Source organism: Pseudomonas syringae group sp. 26L6 (genome assembly GCF_032587815.1).
GTDB lineage: Bacteria > Pseudomonadota > Gammaproteobacteria > Pseudomonadales > Pseudomonadaceae > Aquipseudomonas > Aquipseudomonas amygdali.
Genome location: NZ_JAWHPJ010000012.1, coordinates 240,577 through 266,474, shown reverse-complemented (window position 1 = coordinate 266,474; position 25,898 = coordinate 240,577). Strand labels below are relative to the sequence as shown.

22 protein-coding genes are annotated in these 25,898 nt (G+C 59.3%); 21 read left to right on the top strand and 1 reads right to left on the bottom strand.

All coding sequences use genetic code 11. The features are described from left to right. Positions 1 to 228, bottom strand: a 228-nt coding sequence (locus tag RYA97_RS07600) for a hypothetical protein (RefSeq protein WP_316892040.1), incomplete at its 3' end; no start/stop codon positions are given. Between the two features lie 458 nt (positions 229 to 686). Between RYA97_RS07600 and RYA97_RS07595 the strand changes: the two genes are divergently transcribed. From RYA97_RS07595 to RYA97_RS07495, 21 genes are all read left to right on the top strand, one after another. Further along, entirely contained in the window at positions 687 to 2,264 is a 1,578-nt protein-coding gene (locus RYA97_RS07595) for an ABC transporter substrate-binding protein (protein WP_010194029.1), read from the top strand. 20 nt (positions 2,265 to 2,284) lie between these two features. Further along, the gene (locus tag RYA97_RS07590) at positions 2,285 to 3,295 is read left to right on the top strand and encodes an ABC transporter permease (protein ID WP_005777368.1); all 1,011 of its coding nucleotides are present in this window, start codon (positions 2,285 to 2,287) and stop codon (positions 3,293 to 3,295) included. Next, positions 3,292 to 4,146, top strand: a complete 855-nt coding sequence (locus RYA97_RS07585) for an ABC transporter permease (protein WP_002553740.1) — start codon at positions 3,292 to 3,294, stop codon at positions 4,144 to 4,146. The genes RYA97_RS07590 and RYA97_RS07585 overlap by 4 nt, the downstream gene beginning before the upstream one ends. After that, positions 4,136 to 4,984, top strand: a complete 849-nt coding sequence (locus RYA97_RS07580; RefSeq protein ID WP_005777366.1) for an ABC transporter ATP-binding protein — start codon at positions 4,136 to 4,138, stop codon at positions 4,982 to 4,984. Before RYA97_RS07585 ends, RYA97_RS07580 begins: the two co-directional genes overlap by 11 nt. Next, positions 4,981 to 5,697: an ABC transporter ATP-binding protein gene (locus tag RYA97_RS07575; RefSeq protein WP_005777364.1), complete on the top strand. Its 717-nt coding sequence runs from the start codon at positions 4,981 to 4,983 to the stop codon at positions 5,695 to 5,697. The genes RYA97_RS07580 and RYA97_RS07575 overlap by 4 nt, the downstream gene beginning before the upstream one ends. Positions 5,698 to 5,929: 232 nt before the next feature. After that, entirely contained in the window at positions 5,930 to 6,439 is a 510-nt protein-coding gene (locus RYA97_RS07570) for a sigma-70 family RNA polymerase sigma factor (RefSeq protein WP_005757773.1), read from the top strand. After that, positions 6,436 to 7,401 (top strand): FecR domain-containing protein, encoded by a 966-nt coding sequence (locus tag RYA97_RS07565; protein WP_004665372.1) that lies wholly within the window; start codon positions 6,436 to 6,438, stop codon positions 7,399 to 7,401. Before RYA97_RS07570 ends, RYA97_RS07565 begins: the two co-directional genes overlap by 4 nt. 69 nt (positions 7,402 to 7,470) lie before the next feature. Further along, on the top strand, positions 7,471 to 9,879 hold the full coding sequence (locus RYA97_RS07560; RefSeq protein WP_005777359.1) for a TonB-dependent receptor: 2,409 nt from the start codon (positions 7,471 to 7,473) through the stop codon (positions 9,877 to 9,879). A 345-nt stretch (positions 9,880 to 10,224) separates the two neighbouring features. Beyond that, positions 10,225 to 11,601: a diaminobutyrate--2-oxoglutarate transaminase gene (locus RYA97_RS07555; protein WP_002553746.1), complete on the top strand. Its 1,377-nt coding sequence runs from the start codon at positions 10,225 to 10,227 to the stop codon at positions 11,599 to 11,601. Positions 11,602 to 11,839: 238 nt separating this feature from the next. Further along, a complete protein-coding gene (locus RYA97_RS07550; RefSeq protein WP_005777355.1) occupies positions 11,840 to 13,624 on the top strand; it encodes an IucA/IucC family protein in 1,785 nt (594 codons plus the stop codon). Continuing rightward, positions 13,617 to 14,825 carry a type III PLP-dependent enzyme gene (locus RYA97_RS07545; RefSeq protein ID WP_005777353.1) on the top strand — a complete coding sequence of 403 codons (1,209 nt, stop codon included), beginning with the start codon at positions 13,617 to 13,619 and terminating at the stop codon, positions 14,823 to 14,825. Before RYA97_RS07550 ends, RYA97_RS07545 begins: the two co-directional genes overlap by 8 nt. Beyond that, on the top strand, positions 14,822 to 16,228 hold the full coding sequence (locus RYA97_RS07540) for a DHA2 family efflux MFS transporter permease subunit (protein ID WP_005777351.1): 1,407 nt from the start codon (positions 14,822 to 14,824) through the stop codon (positions 16,226 to 16,228). Before RYA97_RS07545 ends, RYA97_RS07540 begins: the two co-directional genes overlap by 4 nt. Before the next feature lie 21 nt (positions 16,229 to 16,249). Then, positions 16,250 to 18,103, top strand: coding sequence for an IucA/IucC family protein (locus RYA97_RS07535; protein WP_316892039.1), 1,854 nt, complete (start codon positions 16,250 to 16,252; stop codon positions 18,101 to 18,103). Further along, a complete protein-coding gene (locus RYA97_RS07530; RefSeq protein ID WP_005777347.1) occupies positions 18,103 to 18,876 on the top strand; it encodes an HpcH/HpaI aldolase family protein in 774 nt (257 codons plus the stop codon). Before RYA97_RS07535 ends, RYA97_RS07530 begins: the two co-directional genes overlap by 1 nt. Positions 18,877 to 18,880: 4 nt before the next feature. Beyond that, positions 18,881 to 20,764 carry an IucA/IucC family protein gene (locus RYA97_RS07525; RefSeq protein ID WP_117139549.1) on the top strand — a complete coding sequence of 628 codons (1,884 nt, stop codon included), beginning with the start codon at positions 18,881 to 18,883 and terminating at the stop codon, positions 20,762 to 20,764. Next, positions 20,754 to 21,674, top strand: a complete 921-nt coding sequence (locus tag RYA97_RS07520; RefSeq protein ID WP_117139550.1) for an ABC transporter substrate-binding protein — start codon at positions 20,754 to 20,756, stop codon at positions 21,672 to 21,674. Before RYA97_RS07525 ends, RYA97_RS07520 begins: the two co-directional genes overlap by 11 nt. Further along, complete coding sequence (locus tag RYA97_RS07515) at positions 21,671 to 22,660, top strand: FecCD family ABC transporter permease (protein WP_002553754.1); 990 nt, start codon at positions 21,671 to 21,673, stop codon at positions 22,658 to 22,660. The genes RYA97_RS07520 and RYA97_RS07515 overlap by 4 nt, the downstream gene beginning before the upstream one ends. Further along, positions 22,653 to 23,684 (top strand): FecCD family ABC transporter permease, encoded by a 1,032-nt coding sequence (locus tag RYA97_RS07510; protein WP_117139552.1) that lies wholly within the window; start codon positions 22,653 to 22,655, stop codon positions 23,682 to 23,684. The genes RYA97_RS07515 and RYA97_RS07510 overlap by 8 nt, the downstream gene beginning before the upstream one ends. Before the next feature lie 10 nt (positions 23,685 to 23,694). Then, positions 23,695 to 24,486 carry an ABC transporter ATP-binding protein gene (locus RYA97_RS07505; RefSeq protein WP_005777341.1) on the top strand — a complete coding sequence of 264 codons (792 nt, stop codon included), beginning with the start codon at positions 23,695 to 23,697 and terminating at the stop codon, positions 24,484 to 24,486. Further along, positions 24,483 to 25,262: an IucA/IucC family C-terminal-domain containing protein gene (locus RYA97_RS07500; protein WP_005777340.1), complete on the top strand. Its 780-nt coding sequence runs from the start codon at positions 24,483 to 24,485 to the stop codon at positions 25,260 to 25,262. Before RYA97_RS07505 ends, RYA97_RS07500 begins: the two co-directional genes overlap by 4 nt. Continuing rightward, the gene (locus tag RYA97_RS07495; RefSeq protein WP_316892038.1) at positions 25,259 to 25,897 is read left to right on the top strand and encodes an RraA family protein; all 639 of its coding nucleotides are present in this window, start codon (positions 25,259 to 25,261) and stop codon (positions 25,895 to 25,897) included. Before RYA97_RS07500 ends, RYA97_RS07495 begins: the two co-directional genes overlap by 4 nt. The last annotated feature ends 1 nt before the right edge of the window (position 25,898 follow it).

The following is a 25,898-nucleotide window of genomic DNA, read 5'->3' as shown; positions in this document are numbered from 1 at the left end:
GGTCGCGATCTGCAGATGAAGGTGCGTGCCCTCGATGTGATCCCAGACCTTCAGGATGCTGCTGAACAGCTCGTTTACCAGCCTTTCCGATTTGGATTGATAGATACGATTTCCATCAGAGCCGACCAGCAAAACCTGCTGCTGTTCCGAATGATCCTTACCCACGATCTGGACGATCAGTTTGTCCATTTCGCAGGATGGTCCAGCGCTCAGGCTGCCGTTGGTCATTGTGTGAATTCCCTGCTCTGGCGTTGGTAATCGATACCGTCGAGGCCCAGACAGAAACGGACAGTTGGGCTAGTTGAATGCCGTGAGAGCTAACAAGAACAGTGCCAAATATTTTTTATTCATATAAATCAAAAGGTTAATTTTAAATGTGGTTCGAGAGTGATTTCTCAGTCGAAAACCCAATAAAACCTGCGCGAGATTCTGCGTGCGATTACAAGATATTGCGCAACGCCGTCAAAGCGCCGCTAAGCGAGGCTCGCAAGCGCTTAAGTGATCTAAAGCGACCGCTGATTGCGCAATCTATTGCGCATCACTTCCCAAACCGCAGCGTCGCTTTATCCGCCAACATTTCAACCCCAGAAAAACGTTCTAAGTTAATGACTAAACAGTCTTTTTTATATTACCAAATGCGCTATATCGTCTGCTCCCAATAACTCAAGCTCATAAGGGAATTCACGATGCGGCGTCTGACAGCTCTGGCTATGGCAATCACAATCAGCGGTTCAGCCTGGGCTGCGACGCCCCCGGATACGCTGGTGGTGGCGCGTTCAATAGACGACATTGCCAGCTTGGACCCCGCCGAAAGTTTTGAAATAACCGCGACCAACACCCTGGCTAATATCTATCAGCGCTTGCTTGAGCCAGACCGGCAGAACCCGGCCAGCCTGGTGCCTGCCCTGGCATCCAGATGGAAGGCGGGTGACGACGACAAGAGTCTGGTTTTCGAACTGCGTGACGGTGCCAGATTTGCCTCGGGCAACAGTGTTCGCCCGGAAGACGTCATTTACTCGTTGAGCCGCGTGGTCAAACTGAACAAGTCGCCTGCATTCATCCTGGGTGAGTTGGGCTGGACGGCGGAAAACGTCGACAGCTTCCTGACCCGGGTGGATGACCAGCATGTGAAGATTTCCTGGCCAGCAGCGGTAGGCAGCTCATTTGCGTTGAGCATTCTGTCTGCAACGCCAGTGGGCTTCATTGTCGACGCGGTAGAGGTCGGCAAGCATACGAAAGACGCTGATCTGGGCAACGGCTGGCTGAAAAATCATTCAGCCGGTACGGGTTCCTATGCGCTGCGCAGCTACGTGCCGCACGAGGCGCTGGTGCTTCAGGCCAATCCTAATGCCATCAAGGCCCCCAAGCTGAAAACAGTAATCCTCAAGAACGTCACTGACCCGGCAACCCGACGTCTGTTGGTGGTGCAGGGCGATGCTGACCTTGCGTTCGATCTGGGCGCAGACCAGTTCAGCGCTATGGAAAAGCAGAAGGGCGTCAGTGTGCAGCGATTCCCGTCCTCAATGATCTATTACCTGGCCATCAACAGTGGCAGCACGCAGGCGCCTGCACTGAAGAACCCGGCGTTCTGGGAAGCTGCTCGCTGGCTGGTTGATTATCAGGGCATTTCCAAAGATCTGTTGAAAAACCAGTACAGCATCCACCAGGCATTCCTCCCTGCGGGCGTCATCGGCTCGCTGGTCGACAAACCGTTCAAACTGGACGTCGATAAAGCCAAGGCCGCCTTAAAGGCGGGTGGTATTGCCGAAGGCACGAAAATCGAACTCAATGTGTTCAATCAACCTCCCTACACAGATATTGCCCAGGCGCTGCAAGCCAGTTTTGCCAAAGCCGGCATAGAGATTTCAGTGCGTCCGCTGGTAGAAAGCGAGCTACTGGCGAAAATGCGCGCCCGGGACTTTCAGCTGATCTTCACCTACTGGGGGATGGATTATCTGGATCCTCACTCCAACGCGAGCGCCTTCACTTACAACGTCGCCAACGGTCCGAAAACCATCGCCTGGCGCACTCAGTGGGATATCCCGCAACTGAGCCAGGAAACCCGCACGGCTGCTGCCGAACGTGACCCGCAAAAACGTGTTGCGCTGTATACCGACCTACAAAAAACTGTGCAGCAAAGCTCGCCATTTGTCGTGGCGCTGCAAGGTCAGAACCAGGTCGCGGTACATGACGGCGTGCAAGGTGTGTTACAGAACATCACCGTTTCGCTGCCGTATTTTGATCAGGTGAGCAAAAGCAAGTGAGAGCAGGGGCTTCACGCAGAGTGAAAGTGGCGGCCAGCGGACTGTTGTCGTTGTCGATAACACTGATCGGCCTGTTGTTCTTCACATTCATGCTGACCACTCTATCGCCAGTCGATCCGGCGCTACGGATTGCTGGCGATCACGCCAGCGAATCGTCGCTGGCCCAGGTTCGAACCGATCTGGGCCTTGATCAACCTTGGCCAGCGCGGTTCGGTCGATATCTGGACAACCTCAGGCAGGGCGATCTGGGGGTTTCCATTACCTCCGGGCAGCCCGTGCTGGAAGGTTTGAGCCGTGCGCTGCCAGCCACACTTGAGCTCGCGACCCTGGCCATTCTGCTGGGCAGTACCCTCGGCCTGTCATTGGGCCTGCTGGCAGCGTGGCGGCCGGGAGGCTGGGTTGACGGGCTGGTGCGGCTGGTCTCGCTGATTGGCTATTCGGTGCCGATCTTTTGGCTCGGTCTGCTGATGCTCCTGCTGTTCTACGCCAGGCTGCAATGGACTGGCGGGCCAGGCCGTCTGGACGATTCGTACCTGTACACCCTTGAATTGAGCAGTGGATTGATGTTGTGGGACACCTGGCGCTCTGGCGAAAGCGGCGCGCTGGCCAACGCCTTCAGTCATCTGGTCTTGCCTGTTCTAGTCCTGGCGTTTTACTCGATGGCAGGCATATGCCGCATGACACGCTCCGCGCTGCTGGGAGAAATGGGCAAGGAGTACGTCGTGACTGCCCTGGCCAAGGGGGCGGGACGTGGTCGGGTGCTGTTGCGCCATGTGTTGCCGAACGTTGCCGGGACGCTGGTGGTCGTCGTTGCCCTGTCTTACGCCAGTCTTCTCGAAGGCTCGATTCTCACCGAGACGGTCTTCGCCTGGCCGGGTATCGGCCGCTACCTCACCACGGCGTTGTTTGCCGGTGACGTACCAGCGATCCTCGGTAGCACGCTGGTTATCGGACTCTGTTTTGTGATCGTCAACGGCATCGCCGATGTGCTGGCTGGCATGATCGATCCGCGAACACGGGGGGTGTCATGAGTGTTTCCGTAGCGTTCGACAATATAGTGGCTCGCAGCGGATGGCGTCGCTCACCCGCATTACTCATCGGCGCGTCGATTATCGGGGTGCTGGTACTTGTGGCGTTGCTGGCGCCGCTGTTGAGTGGTTTTGATCCCAATACGCAGAATATTCAGGAGCGTCTGCTGCCGCCGTCTGCCACCCACTGGCTGGGCACCGATGCGTTTGGCCGGGATCTGTTCACACGCCTGCTTTACGGCACACGCCCGACCTTGCTGCTGGTAACGCTGGTATTGCTGCTGACCTTGCCCATCGGTTTGCTGGTGGGCGTTACTGCCGGCTTTTACGGCGGCTGGGCCGAGCGAATCCTGATGCGCCTGACCGACATAATCATGGCCTTTCCGCAATTGGTGCTGGCCTTGGCGTTTGTCGCAATTCTGGGGCCGGGCCTGCTCAACGGGGCACTGGCACTGTCGCTCACGGCATGGCCCGCGTATGCCCGTCAGGCAAGGGCGGAAACCAGTGTATTGCGCAACAGCGACTATCTGGCCGCAGCTCACTTGCAGGGCATACGTGGCATGCGTCTGTTGATCGGTCACGTCCTGCCGCTGTGCCTGCCTTCGGTAATCGTGCGTGTAGCACTGAACCTGGGCGGCATCATTCTGGCCGCCGCAGGGCTGGGATTTCTTGGCCTGGGTGTCGAGCCACCGACTGCGGAATGGGGCTCGATGGTTGCCGACGGCAGCCGGGTCATCTTTGATCAGTGGTGGGTCGCCGCTGCACCGGGAATCGCGATATTGCTGACGAGCCTGTCTTTCAACCTGCTGGGCGACGGTCTGCGCGATGTACTGGATCCTCGTCATGACTCATGAACAATCGCTGTTGAACGTGCAGGGCTTGCGGATCGGTTTTCCAGGCTCGGGCCCGGAACTGATCGAGGTGGTCAAGGGGATCGATTTCACTGTGGGCACTGAAAAGGTCGCGCTGGTGGGTGAGTCCGGCTCGGGCAAGTCACTCACCGCGCGTGCGTTGCTGGGGCTTGTCGCACGCCCCGGTCAGGTGACCGCCGAACACATGAGCCTGGCAGGCGATGACCTGCGCAGCCTGACGGCAAAGCAATGGCAGGGCCTGCGCGGTACTCGTCTGTCACTGGTGTTGCAGGACCCCAGGTATTCGCTCAACCCGGTGCTCAGGGTCGGCATTCAGGTTGAAGAGGCGCTGGTGCTGCATACCCGGCTGGGACGCCGTGAGCGCCGCGAAAAAGTACTCGACATGCTGGAGGCTGTAGGCTTGCCCAACCCGCTGGCGCTGTATGACAGCTACCCCCACGAACTGTCCGGCGGCATGGGGCAGCGGGTGATGCTCGCCGCGATGCTGATCAATGATCCGCGCCTTTTGATTGCCGACGAACCCACCTCGGCACTCGACAGCGGCCTGCGCGATCAGATTCTGGAGTTGATTCTGGGCCTTGTCGAACAACGCAACATGGGGTTACTGCTGATCAGTCATGATCTGCCTCTGGTGGCGAAATATTGTGACCGGGCGCTGGTCATGTACCGCGGGCGGATTGTCGACCGATGCAACGCCGCCGAATTGGCAACTGCCAGTAACCCCTACACGCAGACGCTATGGCGCTGTCAGCCCTCTGCTCTGACCTATGGTCAGGCACTTGCGACCCTTGATCGCAAACTAATGGAGGCGCTGCCATGAGCGTGGTGGATATCAGTGAACTGACGGTAAGTTTCAAACGCGGCCTGCATGCCTTTACTGCACTGCAGATGGCAGAGTTGAGAATCGAACCGGGTGAATGCTTTGGCCTGATCGGCGCGTCGGGCTCTGGCAAATCGACTTTGTTGCGAGTGCTCGCCGGCCTCCAGCGCGACTGGCAGGGCAGTGTGAACCTGTTCGGGCAGCCGCTTCACGCGCAGCAAGCCTTCACGGGAACCTTGCGTCAGCAGGTGCAGATGGTGTTTCAGGACCCTTATGCATCATTGCATCCGCTGCACCGGATCCGTCGCAGCCTGCGCGAGCCGCGGCAGATCAACGGCCTTCCTTTCGACGAGGCCAATCTGGTTGCATCGATGGAACAGGTGGGCCTGTCGGGTGACATGCTCGATCGCTACCCGCATCAACTGTCCGGCGGCCAGCGTCAGCGCGTTGCCATCGTTCGTGCGCTGCAATTGAATCCAGCACTGTTGTTGCTGGACGAACCGACCTCGGCGCTGGACATGACCGTTCAGGCGGAAATACTCAATCTTCTCCAGGCCCTGCGTCGCGACACGGGCATGACCATGATTCTGGTCAGTCACGACATGAATACCGTTGCCCATTTGTGTGACAGGGCACTGTTGATCCGCGAGGGACGTGTCGAGCGACATCTTGATCGTGCGGCACTTGGCGTATTGGCGGGGGCGAACCACTGATCGATTTCCCGGAAGAAATTTACGTCGAAAGTGGTACGAAAAAGATACACATCGCGTTTATTTGTCGCTCGAGTGAATCACTTGCATACAGCGCAGATCAACGCGTTGCGGACCAATGACCCCGATTTTACGCAGCGGCGGCGGGCTTTTTGAAAAAAAGAGCGTGGACTCGGGATATAACACTAATTAGAATCAGTCTCATTTGGCGCACCCATCGCTCAAGGCTTTTGACATGACTGAAGCAGCGACGCTATCACAGCAGACCTTGCATTCCCTTTACCGCGATCATCATGGCTGGCTGGAAAGCTGGTTGCGCAGACGCATGGGCAATGCATGGGATGCTGCGGACCTGAGTCAGGATACGTTCCTGCGTGTACTGTCCAGCTCTCAGCAGATCGCCGATATGCAGGAGCCACGCGCTTACCTGCTGACGGTGGGCAAGCGCCTGCTCAGTAACTTCTATACTCGCCGCAGCCTGGAACAGGCTTACCTCGAAGCGCTGGCGCAGTTGCCTGAAGACAGCGTGCCGTCGCCTGAGCAGCGCTGGCTGTTGCTGGAAACCCTGCAGGCGCTGGACGAGTTGCTCGACGGTCTTTCGGCAGTGGTGCGCCGGGCGTTTCTCTGGAGCCAGCTCGAGGGGCTGGGGTATCGGGAAATCGCAGAGCGCCTGGATGTTTCCGAACGCACCGTCAAACGTTATATGGCGCAAGCCTACGAACACTGCCTGCTGGTGGATTGGTGATTCGCTCGGCACCTTCTAACGAAGAACGCGAGGTAGTACGCAGGGCGGCGCAGTGGTTGGCGCTTCTGGAATCCGGCGGCGCCAGCGAAGAAGATCACGCCATGCTGCAGCACTGGCGCGACAGCTCTGCCAGTCATGAGCGCGCCTGGCAAAAGGCGCAACAGCTGCGGCAGCGTTTTTTCGGCCTGCCTGCCAATCTGGCTATGGCTACTCTGGATCGTCCCGACAAAGCAAGACGCGCGGCGCTCAAAAGGGCGTTGGGCGCTGTGGCATTGGTCCCTACCGCCTGGCTGGTGGGCCGTCAGTTGCCGCTGGATGTCTGGCGTGCCGACCTGCAAACCTCCGTCGGCGAGCACAAACGTCTGTCCCTGGCCGATGGCAGCACCTTGCAACTGAACACCGACAGCGCGGTGAATGTTGATCTGGGTGCACGTCGAGTCACCCTTGTGCGTGGCGAGATAGCACTCAAGGTGCCGGGCAGGGCAGCACTGACCATCGAGGGCCCCTACGGGCGCGTCGTGGTCAGTCAGAGTGAAGTCTGTGTACGTCTCAACCAGAGCGACTGCCGTGTGTCGGTGGTCAGCGGCGCGGTGCAACTCTATCCGCTGCAGGGGCCGGTGCTGGTATTGCATGCACAACAACAGGTCAGCCTCAAACAGGGCGGAGCCGGGCCTGTCAGCGCCTTCGACGCCTTGCTGCCCGGCTGGCGCGACGATGTATTGACCGCACAGAACCAGTCTCTGGGCGATTTCCTGCGCGAGCTTGGCCGCTACCGCCCTGGCTTGCTGCGCTGGGAGCCGGCACTTGAAACCCTGCGAGTGACGGGCAGTTTCAGACTCGACAATACCGACCGCGTGCTTTCGTTACTGGCTGCCAGCCTGCCGGTGGACGTGCAGATGCGGACCCGTTACTGGGTCACGCTGGTGCCTCGAAAAAACATTTCGACAAAAAATAATGCGTGAAGCTGTCCCTTTTTTTTGTCTCGCTGGTCATTTCAGGTAAGTGCACAAAAAATACGAGAGTTTCCCTCTATGTCCGCAGTGTCTTCCTACCGTTTGCGTCCGCTTTTGCATTTCAGCCTGTTACTGACGTTGAGTTCCAGTCCGTTGTTTGTATCGAACAGTTGGGCCGAAACCTCGGGCAAACGTGCCTATGAGGTGCCGGCTGGCAGCCTGAGCGCCGCGCTCACCCGCTTTGCCGGTCAGGCCGGGGTCAACCTCTCGGTAGACCCTGCGCTGGTGAACGGTCGAAACAGTTCGGGGTTGTCCGGCGAATTCGCGGTCGAGGAAGGCTTTGCGCGCTTGCTGCAAGGTTCCGGTCTGCAACTGGTACCCGTCGGAGAGCAGGCTTACACGCTGATCCCGGCACCTGACAGCGCGAGCGCAGGCCTGCAACTCGCACCCACCTCGATTGTCGGTGATAGCGGCTTTACCGATGGCCAGGAATACGCAGGCGGCCAAGTGGCACGTAAAGGCTCGCAAGGCATGCTGGGTTCGCGGGACTTCATGGAAACGCCGTTCAGCATGACCACCTACACCAAGGACGCGGTGAAAAACCAGCAGGCCCGTACCCTTGGCGACCTGATTGCCAGCGACCCGTCGGTGCGTGCCACCAACCCGGCAGGCGGGCGTTACGAACAGTTCACCATTCGCGGCTTCAGCCTGTTCAATAGCGACGTCTCATACAACGGCTTGTACGGCATCCTGCCCACATACACCATCGACATGGAAATGGCCGAGCGGGTAGACATACTCAAGGGCCCGAGCCAGCTGATTAATGGCATTTCGCCGCGCGGCAGTGTCGGCGGGGGGATCAACGTGGTCCCCAAGCGCGCAACGGATAAACCCATCACCGAGCTGACCACCAGCTATGCGTCCAAAGGGCAGGCAGGCGCGGCGGTGGATGTGGCCCGTCGCTTTGGCGAGGACGACAAGTTCGGTATCCGTTTCAATGGCGTGAAGCAGTCTGGCGACACTGAATGGGATCATCAGAGCGTTGATCGCGAAATGGCCGTGCTGGGCCTGGATTTCCGCGGCGACCGCTTGCGCCTGTCGACGGATATCGGGCACACCGAGCGCGATACCGATGCCCCGCAGGAGCGCGTACAGGTGGGTGCCAATGCAAAGGTGCCCAACGCCAACGATGTGCGTGACAACTATGCGCAGTCCTGGAGCAAGGCGCGCACCAAGGATACGTTCGGCGCAGTGAATGCCGAATATGACCTCAGCGACTCGGTGATGCTGTACGGCGGTGTCGGCGCTCGGAAAAGTAACCATGACTTCCTGCGCCATGCGGTATCGGTCACCAACGATGCAGGTGACTTCAGCGTTCAGCCGCGCGACTTCACCCGCGACGAAAATGTTCGCACAGCCACTGCCGGCGCACGCAGCTGGTTCAATACCGGACCGGTCAGCCACGAGGTCAATCTGGCTGCCAGCTATTTCTACATGGACTTTGAAAACGGTGGTGCACGCTACGCAGCCGCGCCGAGCAATCTCTACAATCCGGTCGACACGCCGACACCCTCCAACCCCACGCGGGCCGACTCCAAGGTTTACACCGAGAACCGCTTCAGCGGTGTGGCCCTGACCGACACACTGGGCTTTTTCGATGACCGCCTGCTGCTGACACTCGGTGCCCGCTGGCAGCGAGTCAAGGTTGATGACTGGACCGACAACGTCAAGGGCGACACCTCCTACGACGAGGAAAAGGTCTCACCTTCAGGCGGCATTCTGTACAAAGTGACCGACGACTTCTCGGTGTATGCCAACTACATGGAGGGCTTGAGCCAGGGCAAGATCGCGCCGTCGACGTCGGTGAACGAAGACCAGATCTTCCCGCCTTTCGTCAGCCGCCAGATCGAGGTCGGGGCCAAGTATGACCTGGGGTCATATGCCTTCACTGCCAGCGTATTCCGTATCAAGCAACCGGCCTACGAGACCAACACAACCTCGCGCGTCTTCGGCCCGAACGGCAAGCGCCGCAACGACGGTGTCGAGCTGACCATGTTCGGCGAACCGCTCAAGGGCTTCCGTCTGCTGGGCGGGGTGATGTATATCGACAGCGAGCTGACCAATACCGTCAACGGCACGTTCGATGGCAATCGCGCACCTGCCACCCCCGAGTACAACGTCAATCTGGGCGCAGAATGGGACGTGCCGAGCGTCAAGGGCCTGACCCTGACCGGGCGGGGTATCTACACCAGCTCGCAGTACCTGGACCAGGCCAACAGCAAAAGCATCGATTCTTCCGAGCGCTTCGACGTGGGCGCGCGGTATGCGTTCAAGGTCGATCAGAAGGACATCACACTGCGGGCCAATGTCGAGAACGTCATGAACAAGTATTACTGGAGTTCGGCCGGAGCGTCGGATGACAGCGAGCCGGGCCTGACCCTGTCGACACCCCGGACCTATCTGCTGTCAGCGACTATCGGGTTCTGAGTCGACCGCGACGCCCAGGGAAGGGCTCACTCGCGTAGTAAATTAACTGACAGTCCTCATCGAGGAATAACGTGTGCGGCTATTAAATAATTAACCTGAGTATGAGCATAGAAGAGTCTGTTATATAAGACTCTCTTTAGGTGCCTTACATAAATAACAATTGTCCCACCGAGTGATGGCACTTTGAATAATTCCGACTTATAGGGCGGCGTATTCATGTGCCCGGCTATTTTTTTAAGTAAGCAATAACGTTCATTTAAATTTCATCTTGTTTTTTGAAACAACGGGTTGCACTTTCAAGGAAATGATAATAGTTTGCATCCAGCATTTAGCGAGGACTAACCGATGTTGAATAATGGCTTATTGCAGTCTACTACGTCGCAGAAAACCAATGCCAACTATCTGGACAGGCAGAGCAGATTTGAATCCAATGTAAGAAGTTACCCGCGGAAGTTGCCATTGGCCATCGCCAAGGCACATGGCGTATGGGTCACTGATGTTGAAGGCACCACGTATCTGGACTGCCTGGCCGGTGCCGGAACACTGGCTCTGGGTCACAATCACGAAGCTATCATGGCCAGTCTCGACAGCTTCCTGACGTCCGGAATGCCGATGCACACCCTCGACCTGACCACCGCGGTCAAGGATGCCTTCAGCGAGACGCTGCTGAGCCTGCTGCCGGGCCAGGGACGCGATTACTGCCTGCAGTTCTGCGGGCCGTCCGGTGCCGATGCTGTCGAAGCCGCAATCAAGCTGGCGAAGACTGCCACCGGCCGGCACAACATCATCAGCTTTTCCGGCGCTTACCACGGCATGACCCACGGGGCTCTGGCATTGACTGGCAACACCGCGCCGAAAAATGCCGTCACCAACCTGATGCCCGGCGTGCAATTCCTGCCTTACCCTCATGAGTACCGGTGCCCGCTAGGTATTGGCGGTGAAGCCGGCACCGAGGCGCTGAGTTATTACTTCACCCAGTTCATCGAAGACGTGGAAAGTGGCGTGTCGCTCCCGGCCGCCGTGATTCTGGAGGCGGTGCAGGGCGAAGGGGGTGTCAATCCAGCGCCCGCTGCATGGCTGCGGCAGATTCGCGAAGTGACCCGCAAGCACGGCATTCTGCTGATTCTGGATGAAGTACAGGCCGGCTTCGGCCGTACCGGCAAGATGTTCGCCTTCGAACACGCCGGGATCGAGCCCGACGTCATCGTCATGTCCAAAGCCGTCGGTGGCGGCCTGCCGTTGGCCGTGCTCGGCTTCAAGCGCGAGTTCGACGCCTGGGCTCCGGGCAATCACGCGGGTACTTTCCGCGGCAATCAAATGGCGATGGCCACCGGCCTTGCGACCCTTGAAGTGCTGCAACGGCAAAACCTGGCTGCCCAGGCCGCAAAACGCGGGGACTGGCTCAAGGCACAGCTTGGCCTTTTGCAGCAACGTTATCCGATGATGGGCCAGGTGCGCGGACGCGGGCTGATGCTGGGCATCGAGATTGTCGATGAGCGCAAACCGGCGGACCGCCTCGGCAGCTTGCCAATGGATCCGGAACTGGCAGTTGCCATTCAGCAGCACTGTTTCAAGCAGGGGCTGTTACTTGAGCGCGGCGGCCGAAATGGCAACGTGATCCGCTTGCTGCCGCCGCTGATCATTACCGAAGAACAATGCCAACTGGTCATCCAGCGATTCGAGGACGCCCTCAAGGCTGCACTGGCCCAGCTGCGCAAGTAAGCAGCTTGTAAACAGCGCGTAAGCAGTACTAACAGTGAGGACATCACTGCGCTTGAAACAGAACACGCACACAACGTTTGACTGAGCGACCCTATCGCACGTCGTGCACAGATTATCAATTGGCTTGTTGCAGATAATAAGCCACACCGACAGTTAAGCCGTTGTGCCGCAAGCGATAAATCAACGCTTGTTGCGACGTCACTTAAACAGTAAGCGTCAAGGCGACTGTGGAGCAGACATGACTAATACCGATCGCACCGTTTTATCAAACATGGTGAGCGAGTTGGCAACCACTCGTGCATTACTTAATTGCCTGATCAAGGAGTTCGCACTGCCTGAACAGTGCCTTCATTACACTTGGCCCCAGGGCATGCAAGGTATTGCGCCGGGCAGCTTCGTGGATGGCGGGCAATGGAAGGGCATTCCACTCACCATCAGCCTGCCTAATGAGCAGCAGTTTTTCGTACTGGTGGACCGCCGCGACCATCTGGGCAGCCATCGCTACCTTTCCGATGTTTATGCGCGGCAGGGGCAGGGTACCTGGCGCTGCCTGGCTTTTGCCGAATTCGCCCGGCAATTGCTGGCCGCCTGCGAGCACATGACCCGGGCCAGCAACGACGAACTGCTCGATCAGGTCCTGCAAAGCCAGCACCTGACTGCCGCCATCGTCGCCCACAACATGACCGGTCAGCACCCGGCACCGCTGAGCGGTTATCTGGCCAGCGAACAGGGCCTGTGGTTCGGCCATCCCAATCACCCGGCACCCAAGGCGCGTCTGTGGCCTGCGCATCTAGCGCAGGAGACCTACGCTCCGGAATTTCAGGCGCAGACCGCGCTGCATCTGTTCGAAGTGCCTCTGGACGGGTTGCGAATCACCTCCAATGGCTTGAGCGAAGCCGAGGTGATGTCAGGGTTCGCGGATCAATCGCGGGCCAGGCCCGGGCATGCGCTGATCTGCATGCATCCGGTACAAGCCCAATTATTTATGCAGGACCGCCGAGTGCAGCGCCTGATCGAACTCGGGCAGATCACCGATCTGGGCACCAGCGGGCCGCTGGCCAGCCCGACGGCTTCGATGCGCACCTGGTACATCGAAGGGCATGACTACTTCATCAAGGGCTCACTGAATGTACGCATTACCAACTGCGTCAGGAAAAACGCCTGGTACGAACTGGAAAGCACGCTGATCATCGACGAATTGTTTCAGCGCTTGCAGCAGACCCGTCCGCAAACCCTCGGCGGGCTGTCCACCGTGGCTGAACCGGGTTCGATGAGCTGGGCTCCAAAAGGCTCCAGCGAGACCGACGGCCACTGGTTTCGCGAGCAGACCGGCGCGATTCTGCGGGAAAACTTCTGTCGCCGATCCGGCGCGGACTGCAGCGTGATGGCGGGTACATTGTTCGCGCGTGATCTACGTTCGCGGCCTTTGGTGCACGATTTCCTTGAGCGTTTCAACGGCGGTGAACTTGAGGACCCGCACCTGCTGGACTGGTTCGATGAATACCAGGCCTTGCTGCTGCGCCCGGTCATGGCGCTGTTCTTCAATCATGGCATCGTGATGGAGCCACATTTGCAGAACGCGGTATTGATTCACGATAACGGACGCCCTCAACAGCTGCTGTTACGCGACTTCGAAGGCGTCAAACTGACCGATGAACTGGGCATCAAGGCCATTCAGGTCGGGCTGCACCCGCGGATTCGACAGTCATTGCTCTACACCCGCGAACAAGGCTGGAACCGCATCACCTATTGCCTGCTGATCAACAACCTGTCCGAGGCCGTGCTGGCCTTGAGTTGGGAACGTCCGCACCTCGCGCCGCTGATGTGGCAGCGGGTCGAGCGGCAGTTGCAACGCATCCGCGACGAGTTGGTGCTGCCTGCGCCAGAACTGGACGCGCTGATCGCCGGCCAGTCAATTGCCTGCAAGACCAACCTGAAGGTCCGGCTCGCCGCCAAGGCCGACCGTGAGGCCAACTATGTGCGCCTCGTTTCACCATGGGCCAAGGAGGCACGTTATGCATAAGTTGCCGGAAACCGTACTGGGCGCCATCAAAGAAGCTCAGGCACTGGAAACCGACCCGCTGGCGGCTTTCGTCTACGATCTGGATGCGTTGCAACAGCATGTCACTGACGTCATGGCCGCGCTGCCTGCGGGCGTAGAGCTGTATTACGCGATCAAAGCCAACAGCGAAGCATTGATGCTGGAAACCCTCGCGCCGCTGGTCAGTGGCTTTGAAATCTCTTCGGGGGGCGAGATCGAGCGCGTGATGGCCTGCCCGACACGCAAACCTTACGTGTTCTCCGGCCCTGGCAAGCTTGACTCCGACTTGCGCTCGGCGTTGCTGAACAAGGTTGAAGCCATCCATCTGGAAAGCCTCAACGAAATTGCGCGTCTGCAACATCTGGCAGAGGAAACCGGGCGCATGCAGCCGGTGTTTCTGCGCATCAACCCTCAGTTGCCAGCCGCGCAGTCGAGCAAGCTGGCGATGGCTGGCACCGCCACACCGTTCGGCATTGACGAAACCGATCTGGCCGAGGCGATCAGGCGCGTAGACAGCGCCAGCCACCTGACGCTCAAGGGTTTCCATGTACACGCCATGTCCCATCAGATGTCGGTTGAGCGTCATGAGCAGTTGCTGGATTTCTACCTGCAGCGCTGGCAGGAATGGAAAGCACTGGCCAGCTACCCGGAGCAGTTGACCCATTTCAACGTTGGCGGCGGCATTGGCGTCGATTATCTGAACAGTCAGCAGTTCGACTGGCAGCGCCTGTGCCGTTATCTGGAAAAACGCCTGGGCGAGCAGCGTGATGCGCCGATCCTGCGCTTTGAGCCAGGACGTTTCATCAGCGCCTATTGCGGCTATTACGCCATCGAGGTGCTGGACAGCAAAACCAGCCACGGCGAGCATTTTCTGGTCTGCCGCGGCGGCACTCACCAGTTTCGTCTGCCGGTTGCGCAAGGCCATGACCATCCGGTTATCCATGTGCCGTGTGCGCCAGCGACGGGCGCATCTGAGGAGCAGGCCTACACCGTGGTCGGCCAGTTGTGTACGCCAAAGGACGTATTGAGTCGCCGGCAGCCGCTCAAAGGCGTGAACATCGGCGATCTGCTGGTGTTGCCGCTGGCAGGGGCTTACGGCTACAACATCTCCCATGTCGATTTTCTCTGCCACCCAAGACCGGTACAGCACTTTGTGCGCAACGGCGAACGGGTTCGCACATGAGTCTGAACGTCCCACGCCGTTGGGTAGTGTTCAATGTGCTGCTCGGTACGCTGACTGTCAGCCTCAGCAATAGCTCGCTCAACCCGGCGCTGCCAACCTTCATGGAGGCGTTTCAGGTCGGTCCGTTGCTGGCCACCTGGATCGTTGCAGGGTTCATGACCAGCATGGGCATGACCATGCCGCTGACCAGCTTTCTCAGTCAGCGCATCGGCCGCAAACGCCTGTACCTGTGGGGCGTGGCGCTGTTCATCGGTGGCTCCCTGCTGGGCGCGCTGGCCAACTCCATCGCATTGGTGATCACTGCGCGGGTGGTGCAGGGCATCGCCAGCGGGTTGATGATCCCGCTGTCGCTGGCGATCATTTTCTCCGTGTATGAAAAGCATGAGCGGGGCAGGGTGACCGGGCTCTGGAGCGCAGCGGTAATGCTCGCTCCTGCATTGGGGCCGCTGTGCGGCAGCCTGATGCTGGAGTGGTTCAGCTGGCGCTCGCTGTTCCTGATGAATGTGCCCATCGGCCTGCTGGGCTTGCTGTTGGGCGTCGGCGTGCTGCCAGACTCGGAGCCTGTCGAGCGCAAACCGTTCGACCTGATCGGCTATTTGCTGGTTGCCTCGGGCATCGGCTTGCTGATGATCGCCATCAGCCGCATGCATCACGCCCAAGCGCTGCTCGATCCGTTCAATCAGGGCATGGTGCTGGTCGCAGTGGCCTGTCTGATTGCTTTCGTCAGGGTCGAGTTGAGTCGCAAGGCACCGCTGCTGAATCTGCGTCTGTTCAACCTGCGCGGTTACCGTCTGAGCGTGATCGTTGCCGTCGTGCAGTCGGTCGGCATGTTCGAATGCCTGGTCCTGTTGCCGCTGCTGGTGCAGACGGTACTGGGCTACAACCCGATCTGGACCGGCCTGGCCCTGCTGTGTACCGCCGCGTTCGCCAGCCTGTTCGGGCAGTGGGGTGGCAAGGCGCTGGACCGTCATGGTCCGCGCACCGTAGTCGCTATCGGCCTGCTGCTGACCGGTGCTTCAACCCTGGCGCTGGGCATGCTCAAGGCGGATACGGCGATCGGCGTGGTGTTCGTGCTGATGATGATTCGTGGCGCAGGCCTCGGGCTGTCCTACATGCCGGTGACGACGGCTGGGCTCAATGCCTTGCCCGAGCCGATGGTCACGCAGGGCGCTGCGATGAACAACATTTCCCGCCGTCTTGTGGCGTCGCTGGCAATTGTCATCGCCTCGCTGTGGCTGGAATTTCGCCTGAACACCGCGGGACCGGCCGCCACGCCTTCGGCCATCAATGAAGTCTTCATTGCCACCGGCCTGCTGATCCTGCTGGCACTGCCGTGTGCCTGGCGTTTCCCCCTTAACGACGAACGCACCGAGGCACAGCCCGGCGCGGTCGAACCCCGATAATTTTTCGTTCGAGGTATGAACATGGCTACCCCTTTACCGCTGAAACGCAACACCGTTTCACCCTCAACGGCCACCGGTGCCTGGCTGGCTGATATCAACCCCGAGCGCTACCAACAAGTACAGCGCCGGGTAATCGGTCAATTGCTGCAAACCTTGCTGTACGAGGCTGCACTGCCTTATCGATGCGAGCCGCTGGACGATCATCGGCATCGTCTCACTGTCGCTGTCAGTGATGGTGTGGAGTACCACTGCGAAGGCCTGCTGAGTACCAGCTTCGAGCTGATACGCCTGGATCACGCCACCCTTGAACGCTTGGACAGCGCCGGGGAGCGTAGCGTGCCGGATTTGCATCTGGCGTTGACCGAGTTGCTCAGCCCGTTTAAGGACAGCCCGCATCTGGCGCGCTTCATCCAGGAAATCGAGCAAACGCAACTCAAGGACCTGCAAGCGCGCAGTCAGGGTTATCAGCCCGCGAAACCCGCACATGAGCTGGACGTTGACGCTTTGGAACAGCACTTCATGGACGCCCACAGCTACCACCCGTGCTACAAGTCAAGGATCGGTTTTTCGTTGGCTGACAACCGTCACTACGGGCCCGAATTTGCCACGCCGTTCGGGGTGGTCTGGCTGGCAGTGGCGAAATCGAGCGCGTCGGTCGGTCATGCGCGCAACATGGATTTCCAGGCGTTTATCCGCCAGGAACTGGGCACACAGCGCTGGCAGGAAATGTCCCGGGACCTGGCCGCGCAGGGCAAATCCATTGAGGACTATCAACTGATGCCAGTGCATCCGTGGCAATGGGACAACGTCACGGTGTCGACTTTCTACCCGGAACTGGCCAGCGGCGAGCTGATTTACCTGGGCACCTCGACCGACGTCTACAAGGCTCAGCAGTCGATTCGTACACTGGCCAATGCCCGCCAGCCCAAGCGACCTTACGTAAAACTGGCGATGAGCATGACCAACACTTCCAGCACGCGCATTCTGGCGCGGCATACGGTGCTTAATGGTCCGATCATCACCGACTGGCTGCACCAGTTAATCGCCACAGACAGTACTGCGCGTGCGCTGGATTTTGTGATTCTCGGCGAAGTTGCCGGTGTCAGTTACGACTATCGCCACCTGCCGGAAGCGCGTTCGACGCAGACCTACGGCACGCTGGGTGCGATATGGCGCGAAAGCCTGCATCAGTACCTCAAGGACGATGAGCAGGCGGTGCCGTTCAATGGCCTGAGCCATGTGGAAAACCGCTATGGCGATGGTGAGCAGGCACCATTCATCGATGCGTGGATCCGCCAGTACAGCCTCAAGGAATGGACCCGGCAATTGCTGCAGGTCACGGTGCCTCCGATCATCCATATGCTCTACGCCGAAGGCATCGGCATGGAGTCTCACGGTCAAAATATCGTGCTTATCGTCAAGCAGGGCTGGCCGCAGCGTATCGCCCTCAAGGACTTCCACGACGGCGTGCGTTACTCACCCGCGCATCTGGGCCGCCCTGAACTGTGTCCGGAGCTGGTCCCGCTGCCCGACAGCCACGCGAAACTCAACCGTAACTCGTTCATCATTACCGATGACGTGAATGCGGTGCGCGACTTCTCCTGCGACTGTTTCTTCTTCATCTGCCTGGCCGAAATGGCGATCTTCCTGCGCCAGCAATACCAGCTGGATGAGGCGCTGTTCTGGCAGATGACCGCCGACGTCATTCTCGACTACCAGCGTGCGCACCCGCAGCATCGCGAGCGCTTCGAGCTGTTTGATGTCTTCGCACCGTCCTATGAAGTGGAAGAACTGACCAAGCGCCGCCTGTTGGGTGACGGTGAGCGTCGCTTCCGCTCGGTGCCTAACCCGCTGCATACCTACAGGCCGCAATGATGCTGAGGACCAATACACTCAAGAGCAGACTTGGCAGCGGACAGCCTGTGTACGGGCTGATCAGTTCGATCCCGGTCCCGGCCGCCATCGAGTTGATCGCCGAGGCCGGTTTCGACTTCGTGATCATCGACATGGAACACGTGCTGATCAACCCGGAAACCGTGGAGAACATGATCCGTGTTGCAGAGAGCTACGACCTCACGCCATTGGTGCGGGTCGCCGATCTCAATCCGAAAACCCTGCTGCGCCTGCTCGATGGCGGTGCGCAGGGCATCGTTTTGCCGATGATCGAGAGCCCCGAGCAACTGGCGGATGCCATTGCCGCCTGCAAGTACCACCCGCTGGGCCGCCGCAGCCTCAACGCCGGTCGTCCCGGCTCGTTCGGCAAGCACAGCCTGGCGCAGTACGTTGAAGCCGCCAATCAACAGATCATGGTAGTGGCGATGATCGAAAGCGCCGAAGGCGTGCGCCGCGCCGCCGAGATTGCCCGTGTGCCGGGGCTGGACATGATTCTGGAAGGGGCCGCAGACCTGTCGCAGTCACTCGGGATGCCCTGGCAGATCGATCAACCCGATGTACAACAAGCGTTGCTGGCCACCTGGCAAGCCACCAAGGCAGCAGGCGTCGCCTATTGCACCATTCCCCGTAAAGACGGCGACGCTGCCCGCTGGCAGGCTCGCGGCGTCAATGCCTTCGTCCTCGGCGATGAGCGTGGCATTGCCTTTCGCGCACTTCAGGCGCGTCTGGCCCAACATTCAGCAGAAGGAAAATAATCCGATGAACTTCACTTCACTCGCCGCTGACCTGGTCATGCAGGATCTGGTCGATTGCCTGCTGGCTGAAGATTTCTTTGGCCGCGAGCCATTGAGCCTGCAGGACACCGCTCACTGGCAAGCGCGCCACCCGCAAGCCCCAAAACTTGAAGGGCAGAGCAGCACACAGCAAATCTGGGAATGGTGCTGCGATGACTCGGAGCAGCGCTTCATCAGCGTCGCGCTGCGCCCAGGCATTACTCAACAATGGGAGAAAGTGCCCGGCACGCCGGTGCTGGGCCGTCAGGCTGAGCGCTGGACACAGTTGTCCCCGGAAGAGTTCATGAAATGGGTATTCGCCGGTAAAACAACCCTGCTTCAGGACAGCGAGCGCCAGGACAATGAAAAGGGCATCGCGCTGTTTCTGGAGGTGTTGCGCATCAGTGTCTGGCAGACCGCGTTGTCGCTGGATCATAAAGTCGACGAGCACAACCTGATGGCACAGGACGGCGCTACGTTCTTCAGGACGATGGAACAGTGGGCTTCGCTACGTGATCGCCCATACCATCCACTGGCCAAAGCCAAGCAAGGCTTGAACGAGCAGGAATACCAACAGTATCAGGCCGAGTTTGCCCGGCCGGTGGCGCTGAACTGGGTCGCCGTCGACAAAACCTTGCTGCAATGCGGTGACGGAGTAGGGGATTTGAACGAGTCTTTCCCTGCTCGCCACCTGCTGCCAGAGAATCTGCAAGCTGTCCTTGAGCAGGAACTGCAACAGCGCGGCATTGCCGACAGTCACGTTGCGCTGCCGGTTCATCCTTGGCAATTCGAGCATGTTCTGCAGGTCCAGCTGGGCGATGCCTTCACCAGGGGCGATTGTCAACGTCTGGCCTTCAACGAGGCCGCGGTATACGCCACCTCATCGCTGCGTTCGATGACGCCGTGCTTCGACAGCCCCGATTACCTCAAATTGCCCATGGCGATCTATTCGCTCGGCGCGTCCCGCTACCTGCCAGCAGTGAAAATGATCAATGGCGGGCTGAGTGAAAAACTGCTGCGACAGGTTGTCGACAAGGATGAAACCCTGAGCCGCTCGCTGCACCTGTGCGATGAACGCAAATGGTGGGCGTTCATGCCACCCCAGGCCACTCTATTCGACGAAGGTCCCCGGCACCTTTCGGCCATGGTGCGAGGCTATCCGGCAGCCTTGCTCGACGATCCGGAATGCCGCCTGCTGCCGATGGCGGCGCTGGGTACACCGTTGCCAGGCAGCAATCGGCATTTCTTCGATGAGTGGATGGACTATCGCGACCTGCCGCGCAATCAGGCTTCGGTACTGACACTGTTCCGCGAGCTGAGCCACAGTTTCTTCGACATCAACCTGCGCATGTTCCGCCTGGGCATGCTCGGCGAGGTGCATGGCCAGAACGCAGTCATGGTCTGGAAAGCCGGTCAGGCACAAGGGCTGTTGTTGCGCGACCACGACTCGTTGCGTATTTTCGTGCCCTGGCTTGAGCGTAACGGCATGCGCGACCCGGAATATCGAATCAAGAAAGGCCATGCCAATACGCTTTATCATGACCGTCCTGAAGACCTGTTGTTCTGGCTGCAGACACTGGGCATTCAGGTAAACGTGCGGGCAATCATGGATACTCTGGCCCAGGTGTATGAGGTACCGGTAACAGCGCTGTGGACGGTATTGCGCGATGTTTTGGATAATCTCATTACAACCATCGAATTTGACGACGAGGCGCGTGCCATGATCAGGCATCAACTGTTCGAAGCCCCCAACTGGCCGCAAAAACTCCTGCTTACACCCATGATCGAGCGCGCAGGCGGACCGGGCAGCATGCCGTTCGGCAAGGGCGAGGTGGTCAACCCGTTCCACAGGTTGCGCCGTGCAACCTGACCAACATTTGCATCCTTCGCGGCGCACGGTATTGCGCCTGTCATTGGGGTTACTGGCGCTGCCCGGCATTGCCTGGGCAGAGCCATTGCGCGCAACGCCACCAAGAGTCGTCACCTTGTTTCAGGGGGCGTCCGACAGCGCCGTGGCCCTGGGCGTGACGCCGTGCGGCGTGGTGGATTCCTGGAGCGAAAAACCGATGTACCGCTACCTGCGCCCGGCGCTGGCGGCGGTACCGCATGTGGGCCTGGAAACCCAGCCTAGCCTTGAAGATATCGTGCTGCTCAAACCCGATCTTATCGTCGCATCACGCTTTCGCCATCAACGCATCGCGCCGTTGCTCGAGCAGATCAGCCCCGTGCTGATGCTGGAAGAGGTGTTTGAGTTCAAGCGCACGCTGGCGATGATGGGCGCTGCCATGCTGCGTCAACAGCAAGCCATGGACCTGCTTGGCAAATGGCAACAGCGTGTGACGGCGTTGCGCAGTCGGTTGCAGGAGAAATTCGCCGGGCGCTGGCCGATCACCGTGTCGGTGCTCGACATTCGTGAAGATCATATCCGCAGCTATCTGCCCGCCAGCTTTGCAGGTTCGGTGCTGACCGAACTGGGCTTCGCCTGGACGCCCACTGCCCGCGAAGCAACGGGCGTTTCCCTTAAACTCAGCAGCAAAGAGAGTTTGCCTGTGGTCGATGCCGACCTGTTTTTCATTTTTCAGCGCGCGGACAGCAAAGCCGCGCAGCAAAACTACGACAAGCTGGTCCGACACCCGTTCTGGCAACAGTTGCGCGCAGCGCAGGATGGTCAGGTATGGCGCGTGGATGCCGTTGCCTGGAGCCTGTCCGGTGGCATTCTGGGTGCCAACCGCATGCTCGATGAAATCGCTCGCGTGGCCATGGCGGATAGTCCCTCATGACCGCTGCGGTAAAACTGGGTCTGGGACTGTTGGTGTTGATAGCGTGCATGGGATTGAGCCTGGCAACCGGAGCCACCTGGATATCGCCCTCTGCGATTGTCCGAAGTGTGTGGCAGCCCGATGCGCTTAGCGCTATCGAGCATGTGCTGCTCGATACGCGCCTGACGCGAACCCTGATGGCCGTCGCCGTGGGTTCCAGTCTGGCGGTTGCTGGCGCGCTGATGCAGGCACTGACGCGCAACCCGCTGGCCTCGCCCGGTCTGTTCGGCATCAATGCCGGGGCGACGTTTTCGATCATTGCCTGTTCGTCGTTGTTTGCGCTTTCGTCCATGAGCCAGTGGCTGTGGTGCGCGTTCATTGGCGCGGCGGTAGCAGGGACTATTGTCTGGATAATCGGCAACCGCGGGCAGGGCAGTCTCAACCCGTTGCGAATTGTGTTGGCCGGCGCGGCGATTACCGCGCTGTTTACTGCGTTCAGTCAGGCGTTACTGGTAGTCAATCAGGACGGTCTGGACACCGTATTGTTCTGGCTGGCCGGTTCCTTGTCGGAACGCGATCTGGCCACCGCCGCGCCATTACTGATATGCGTGGTTGTGGCACTGGCCGGGTCACTGGTGCTGGCCGGGCAGGTCAACGTGCTCAATACCGGAGAAACCATCGCAACCGCATTGGGCCAGCGTACAGGCTTGATTCGCCTGCTGATGAGCATCGTGATCATTGTCCTGGCGGGCAGTGCTGTAGCGTTGGCCGGGAGCATTGGTTTCATCGGGCTGCTGGTGCCGCACATGGTACGCAAGACACTGTCCATCGATCATCGCTGGCTGCTGCCCGGCTGCGCGTTGCTGGGCGCAACGCTGTTGCTGCTGGCCGATACGCTGGCGCGGGTGGTGATCGTGCCTCAGGAAGTGCCGGTGGGCGTGATGACCGCACTGTTCGGCGCGCCGTTCTTTATTGCGCTGGTTCGCCGGGGGGCACGTTATGGATAGGCATCTGACCCTGCGCTACCGCGGTTTTTCCAGGCAGTTCAGCCTGACTGCATTGATACGTCTGTTGATCGGCGCAACGCTGACATTGCTGATCGCACTGGGCTCGCTGGCCGTGGGCAAAATCAACCTGTCGCCCGCGACCCTTTTGAATGTTTTTACCGGTCAGACGGATGCAAGTCTGGTTTTCATCGTCGAACAACTGCGCATGCCCCGACTGGTGCTGGCAGCACTTGTCGGCGCGGCGCTTGCGGTGTCCGGGCTGATCCTGCAAAGCATCATCCGCAATCCGCTGGCTTCGCCGGACCTGTTGGGTATCACCAGCGGTGCCAGTGCGGCGGCAGTGCTGTATCTGTCATTCTTCTCGGCTGCATTGGGGGCGCAATTTCTGCCCTTGGCGGCGATCTCTGGTGCAGGCCTTGCCGCATTGGTCATCTATCTGCTGGCGTGGAATCAGGGCGCTTCACCATTGCGCATGGTGTTGATCGGGGTAGGGGTGTCGGCCCTGCTGGCAGCAGTGACGACGTTCGTTCTGGTGTTCAGCCCGCTGACCACTACCTTGTCGGCTTATGTCTGGCTGACCGGGAGCGTGTATGGTGCCAGTTGGCCGGAGCCTCGCGCCCTGGCGGGCTGGCTGGCGCTGACTTTGCCGCTGCTGGTGCTGCTCGCCCGACAGGTGCGCATGCAGCAGCTCGATGATGATCTGGCTCAGGGCATCGGTGTGCGTGTGCAATGGCTGCGCGCCGGGCTGCTGCTGGTGAGTGTTGCGCTTGCAGGTCTGGCGGTTGCGTGGGGCGGGGCAATTGCCTTTGTCGGCCTAATTGCACCACACATTGCCAAACGCCTGATGCCACCGGGGTTTACCGGACAGGCGCTGATGGCGGCGCTGATCGGTGCCAACCTGGTAATGCTCGCCGATCTGGCTGGCCGCACGCTGTTCCTGCCACTGGACCTGCCTGCAGGAATTTTTGTCGCGGTGCTGGGCACACCGTTTTTTCTCTATTTATTGATCAACCAGCGGCATTAAGGAATTACGGATGGCGTCAATCGCAACCCACGACCTGACCCTGAGTTACCAACGGCAGGTGATCATCGACAGTCTTGATCTGCAGTTACCCGCAGGCCAGGTAAGCGTGCTGATCGGCAGTAACGGTTGCGGCAAAAGCACCTTGCTCAAATCCCTGGCGCGTCTGCTCAAGCCGCAGCAGGGCACTGTGGTGCTCAACGGTGCCGATATCCACCAGAAATCCACTGCTACGGTCGCGCGCGAACTGGCGATTCTGCCGCAAATGCCAAGCGCCCCGGAAGGCATAAGCGTACGTCAGCTGGTGGCACTGGGCCGTTATCCCTATCAGAACTGGATGCAGCAGTGGTCCGTTCAGGATGAAGCCATGGTCGAACGGGCGCTGGCGCAGACCGGTATGCAGGAACTGGCCGAGCGGCCCGTTGATGCGCTGTCAGGCGGCCAGCGTCAACGCGCGTGGATCGCCATGACGCTGGCCCAGGATACCGACATCGTATTGCTGGATGAGCCGACGACCTTTCTCGATCTGGCTCATCAGATCGAAGTGCTGGACTTGTTACGCGACCTCAATCGCCAGGAAGGCAAGACCATCGTCATGGTCCTGCATGATCTGAACCTGGCTTGCCGTTATGCCGATCACATGGTCGCCGTCCACGAGCGCACCGCCTTTGCCCAAGGACGTCCGGCCGACATCCTCAGTGAAGCACTGGTCAAGCAGGTCTTCGGCCTTAATTGCCGGATCATCGCCGACCCGTTCTTTGGTACGCCGCTGTGCATTCCCTTTGGCCGGGAACTGCCGCAATGAGCCTGGCACAGGCTTTCAGCGAGCCTGAATGGGCGCTGCTGTCCGGGGCGCTGCGCCTCAAACACGCAGTTGACCGCGATACCCGCTCGTTGCCAGCCCGTGCATTGCTGGACGACGAGGTGTGCGAACAATTGCTTGCAGCATTGGGGCCGGTCATCGGCTCTCCGACGCAGGCGATCACCGCGTCGCTGCTGGCCAAGCGCTTTTCCTTCCTGAGCACCGGTGCCTGCCTGTACGCCATGTCGGTCTACGACAAGGGCTTGATCCTGTCGCTGGACAATAGCGTGATTGAATACGCACACGAGGAGGGCCTGTGGACCTCTTCAATGCCCTTGGACGACGTAACACCTGTGGGTTATGAGCCGGGCACTCGCGAGGCGTGGCGGGAGGTAATTGTCGGCACCTTGTTCCGCGACCTGCTGCAGCCTCTGTGGGAAACCTTCAACCGCATCACTGGCATCTCCCGGCGCATCCTCTGGGAAAACACCGCCGTACGCGTTTATTCGCTGTACGACAAACGCATGGAGAAAGTTGAAGACCCGGCGATTCGACAGCGCTATGAAGCCGATTTCGACTGGCTGCTGAATCAGGCCGACCCGGCACTTTTCGGCCTGAGCTACAACCCGTTGAAACACTTCCGGCGCCCACCGGTTTTGCTCGAAGCCGAAGGCAAAAGCATCCGTTTTCGGCGCACCTGCTGCTTCTATTACGACGCCAGCAACCCCGTCGAGTATTGCTCGACCTGCCCGTTATTGAGGCCAAAAAAATGTCGATGAACAAGCACATTGCACACCGTCAGCAACAACTCAGTGACGCCGTGATAGAGCAATACCGGGGCATTGCCGCCTCCACCATCGGCCACCTGACTGACAGTGGTTATCTGCCAGGGATCAGACCGCTGTTCGACGGCGCGCGACTGGTCGGCAACGTGGTTACAGTCAAAGTACAGCTGCCCGACGGCAGCATCCTGCGCGATGCATTGCTTAACAGCCTGCCTGGCGACGTGCTGGTCATTGAATGCGTCGGCGACGATCATTGCGCCTGCTGGGGCGAGCTGCGCACCCTGGCCGCGCTCATCAAAGGCCTGGCCGGCGTAGTCATATCAGGTGCGGTTACCGACGTCGCCGCCTTACGCGAACATCGTCTGCCGGTATTCAGCCGAGGTATCAGTGCGGTGACCACGCGAAGTCTGGGGGAACGTGGTGAACTCAATGGGCCGATCAATATCGGTGGGGTTGTTGTTAATCCGGGAGACATTTCCATTGGCGATGACGACGGAGTGTTCATTCTGAGTGCGCAGCAGGCGAGTGAGTTGTTGCCTGGGTTGCTGGCCAAGGAACAAGCGGACCATGACAAACGGGAGGAGTTTTTCCGACGACTGGACAGGGATGAAGCACCTGCTGCCGGTTAGC